The sequence below is a fragment of the Cognataquiflexum rubidum genome (assembly GCF_022538115.1).
GTDB classification, from domain to species: Bacteria; Bacteroidota; Bacteroidia; order Cytophagales; family Cyclobacteriaceae; genus Cognataquiflexum; species Cognataquiflexum rubidum.
In genome coordinates, this window is sequence record NZ_JAKZAL010000048.1 from 1 (window position 1) to 3,854 (window position 3,854).

Annotated in this window: 5 protein-coding genes; 4 read left to right on the forward strand and 1 reads right to left on the reverse strand. The window is 38.6% G+C overall.

The genetic code is table 11. The annotated features are described in order from the left end of the window. Window positions 1-93: 93 nt before the first annotated feature. Window positions 94-375 (reverse strand): GNAT family N-acetyltransferase, encoded by a 282-nt coding sequence (locus MMU05_RS22895; RefSeq protein WP_241143984.1) that lies wholly within the window; start codon window positions 373-375, stop codon window positions 94-96. 161 nt (window positions 376-536) lie between these two features. Here MMU05_RS22895 and MMU05_RS22900 point away from each other — a divergent pair, with 161 nt between their 5' ends. The 4 genes from MMU05_RS22900 (at window position 537) to MMU05_RS22915 (ending at window position 3,412) form a co-directional block, all read left to right on the forward strand. Then, on the forward strand, window positions 537-1,397 hold the full coding sequence (locus MMU05_RS22900) for a sensor histidine kinase (RefSeq protein WP_241143985.1): 861 nt from the start codon (window positions 537-539) through the stop codon (window positions 1,395-1,397). Window positions 1,398-1,405: 8 nt separating this feature from the next. Continuing rightward, window positions 1,406-2,146 (forward strand): LytR/AlgR family response regulator transcription factor, encoded by a 741-nt coding sequence (locus MMU05_RS22905; protein ID WP_241143986.1) that lies wholly within the window; start codon window positions 1,406-1,408, stop codon window positions 2,144-2,146. Between the two features lie 116 nt (window positions 2,147-2,262). Further along, complete coding sequence (locus MMU05_RS22910; protein WP_241143987.1) at window positions 2,263-2,520, forward strand: hypothetical protein; 258 nt, start codon at window positions 2,263-2,265, stop codon at window positions 2,518-2,520. Between the two features lie 28 nt (window positions 2,521-2,548). Beyond that, window positions 2,549-3,412: a hypothetical protein gene (locus MMU05_RS22915; protein ID WP_241143988.1), complete on the forward strand. Its 864-nt coding sequence runs from the start codon at window positions 2,549-2,551 to the stop codon at window positions 3,410-3,412. The last annotated feature ends 442 nt before the right edge of the window (window positions 3,413-3,854 follow it).

A 3,854-nucleotide genomic window follows, 5' to 3' on the forward strand; every position in this document is an offset into this window, starting at 1 on the left:
TATTTCGGTCAAAAGCTTTTTGACAGACTCATCATTGCTTCAATTTATCCTTACTGGAATGATTGCGGATAATCATAATTTAGAATAAAAAAATCAGACAAGGACATCTCTCAAGTCTTTATTTCTTGCAAACACCCCTCTTGCAAATGGACAGAGAGGAAGGATCTTGATGTTGTTTTTCCTTGCAAATTCCACACCTGCAACAACCAACTTTTTGCCAAGTCCGGTACCGTTATAGGCGGGGCTGACTTCGGTATGGTCGATGATAATTTTGTCTTCACCTGCTATCGAATAGGTCATCAAACCTGCTTGGATTTCACCGTCCATGGCTATGAATTTACCCTTGTTTCCTGATTCTTTTTGAATTATTTCCATTGTATAGTTGTGGTTTGATCCATTTTTTTACTATTTCAAGCATATCGGGCTTTTCTTCCCTTTTTTTGGAATTGTATTCCAAACACAAAACAGTAGGTAAATAATTCAAAAAATTGAGTATCTTTTACCACTTATTCTGTTATTTGAATTAAATCCAAATTATGTTTGAGTCATTGTTTTTCATGGACGCTTTTTTTTCTTCTCTTACATTAGACTCTAAGGTTACACTCGGGGGAACGATTCCCCCAACTGACGAATCCGCCATTCAAATACAAAGGGCGGTGCTTTTGGCACTCGTTCCTGTGGTGGTAGCCTTTTCATTTATCGTTTTTGTATTTTACAGGGCCAAAAGGGAGTCCTTTTTCAAACAGAAAGAAACTGAACTCAAACTGACAATCGCTCAGGGAGAACTGAAAGCCCTACGGGCACAGATCAATCCGCATTTTATATTCAATTGTCTCAATTCCATTCACCATTATATGCATCAGCAAGACCCTGCCGTGGCCGGGAATTACCTGGTGAAGTTTTCCCAACTGATCCGGCATGTCCTGGAAAGTTCAACCCAAAGGATCGTACCCCTGGTCGATGAAATCGAAGCCAATAGGATCTACATGCAGTTGGAGCAATTGAGAATGAATAACTCATTCGAATTCAGCATATTATGGACGGCTGACATCAATCCTGATGAAGTGTGCATCCCACCTATGCTGATCCAGCCATTTTTGGAAAATTCTATTTGGCATGGCATCTCAAGCGGTGGGAAAGTCGAGGTGGAGTTTGGGATGAAGGATCCGGACCATATTCTTTGTACCATCAAAGACAATGGGAAAAAACGCCATGAAAAATCTGAGATTGATCTTTCGACCAAAGTAAAAAAGACCTCACTAGGCATGTCACTGATGCGGGAGCGATTCGAAACCCTCAATCAGGTGAGTTCGGGCAAAGCCGGATTTACTTTTTCTGAAAGGGAAGATGGAGTTCCGGGAAAGCAGGTAATAATTACTATACCTTTTGAAATTTAAAGTTTTTTATGAAATACAAAGTATTGATTTTGGAAGATGAAATGCACGCCCAGCAGACCCTTGCCGGGTATTTAGATGAACATGCAGATTTTGAACTGGTAGGAATAGCAAATGGAATCGGGGAAGTGCAGGATATGGTGGACAGCCTACAACCTGATCTTGTTTTCAGTGACGTCATGTTGCCCCCATATACCTCTTTCGATTGGTTGCAGACCTTGGACCATATTTCTTTTGAAATCATTTTCACCACTTCTTTTGAGGAATTTGCCATCAAGGCATTCCGCTTGGCTGCAGTGGATTACCTGCTAAAGCCCATAGACAAATCTGAATTTGAAGGAGCGTTGGACAAATTCAGGCAAAAGAAAAAATCTGGGGAGGACACAGGGAATCTTGTCCAATTGATCAATAACCTGAAGGAAAAAACAAATCAGACCAGAATCGCCTTGCCAACGATGACAGGATTTTTGTTTGTGGCGATCAAGGATATCGTCAGGTGCGAGTCGGACAATACCTACACGACCTTTTATATGTCAGACAAAAGGAAACTTGTTGTTTCCAAGACTTTGAAGGATTGTGAACAGTTGCTTCAGGACTACCGCTTCTTTAGGGTACACAATTCCCATCTGATCAATCTGGAGTTTATCACAGAATATATTAAAGGCGAAGGTGGCTTGGTCAAAATGGTGGATGGATCGCATGTAGATGTGTCAAGGCGCAGAAAAGAAGAGTTTCTAAAAGTGATCCGGTGAATCTTGCCGAAAACGTGTCGTAATAGACCGTTTTCTAAATGTCAACAGCCGAATTCTAATTGTCGATTTCGGATTCCTTTATCAATGGATAGATTTAGAATATTCTTTTTAGAGGTATGGCAAATCTAGTAGTATCGACTTTTATAGGCAATGGCAAAATGAGATTGTACCTCGATGACAAAGTCATTTTGACCGATTCGGACGCTGCTACAGTTGAGCTTGAAGAGGAAAAAGAATATGTGGTCCATTGGTTTGTGAATGGCGATGCCGACACAAGCTATTCGATTACCATCTCTTCACCGAAAGAAGCTGAATTCCAGCTTACAAGGAGTATCGGCAAAGGAGGGAAGGATTGTGGAGGGATAAGGTTTTGAGAAAAATTAAAATTAAACCATAAATCACATGAAAATCAGAAATCTATTTGTTTATGCGGCTTTCATTTGGATTGCTGCTTGTAATCCAAAACCGGAAGAAACTATTGTAGAGAGCGAAAGCGTGGAGGGAATTGAAGATTCAAATGAAAAGTTTGCTTTTTCTCTTGAGACTTTGGAATCCATTAAATCAGATCCAATGCAAATGACCAGAGCAGCAGAAATTTCTTCTTACTTCCTTGAGAGATCTGATGATTTTGGAAAGTTGGAAGCCAAAAATAATTTTGCAGGTATTTTTGAAGCATCATATTTCATTAAAGATCCCACAAAAAAAGGAATAAGATTTTGGTATTGTTTCAATAAAAGTGGCAGAGGAGGTTATCCAAAGTTTTTTTTAGCACTCGAGCAGATTGAGAATTTTGATACTCTTCAGCCCGAGTCGTTTAGTGATATTTCAAAAAAATTAAGGGTTCCCATCATTTCAGCCTACACAGGTACTCCGGTCATTGGTAAATATGATCTTGAAAGTTATTTTAAAATTCCGGAAAAACCTGGTTCAATTGTAAATAGAGAAATAGAATTTAGTGAAGTGTTACAATTCGCATTTGAATTCAAAAACCTAATGATTGATTTAGATTCAATTTTTGGTCATCTTCCTTCTAAATATGCAGTTGCTTATTTTGAATATAATGATGCCTATGATAGTTTAATGCTTCTTAAACCGGAAAAAATAAAATACACAATGGCCTATGTGCCAATTAAGGATGATAAACCCAATTATTTAAGACCTGTTTTAATGGGAATTGATAATTCTGGAAAAACAATTATTGATCGTGAAGGCTATTCCTACGGTACATTCCTCCAAAAATCTTTCCCTCCTCCACCAAATAATTAAAATTCAGGCATAATGGATAATTATTGGAATATTAAAATCATTTCAATGTTGGCAATACTTTGTCCGATTTTCTTTTGCATTTTGACATATAAAAAAGGCAACCGGGAAATCCGGATGCTTTTTTTGTTTTATGTATATCCGCCTTCTTACCAGTATAGGATAACTTACAGAATGGTCTCGTCCACGATAATTATCGGGATCGACCACCGGAATTTATTGATATTGAAGGGGGGTGGTAGAAATGCGGCTTTGCCGCATTTCTACCACCCCCCTCTGATCTCACGATATCCGTTCACCGAGCTTGCCGAGGTGGAGAAAAATGATATTTGGCTACTGGTATGATAGCGGATAATCATATAAAAAAATATGATTATCCGCAATCATTCCAGTAAGGATAAATTGAAGCAATGATGAGTCTGTCAAAAAGCTTTTGACCGAAATA

Coding starts and splice junctions, on each gene's coding strand:
- MMU05_RS22895 (WP_241143984.1), bottom strand. CDS start 375: ATGGAAATAATTCAAAAAGAATCAGGAAACAAGGGTAAATTCATAGCC.
- MMU05_RS22900 (WP_241143985.1), top strand. CDS start 537: ATGTTTGAGTCATTGTTTTTCATGGACGCTTTTTTTTCTTCTCTTACA.
- MMU05_RS22905 (WP_241143986.1), top strand. CDS start 1,406: ATGAAATACAAAGTATTGATTTTGGAAGATGAAATGCACGCCCAGCAG.
- MMU05_RS22910 (WP_241143987.1), top strand. CDS start 2,263: ATGGCAAATCTAGTAGTATCGACTTTTATAGGCAATGGCAAAATGAGA.
- MMU05_RS22915 (WP_241143988.1), top strand. CDS start 2,549: ATGAAAATCAGAAATCTATTTGTTTATGCGGCTTTCATTTGGATTGCT.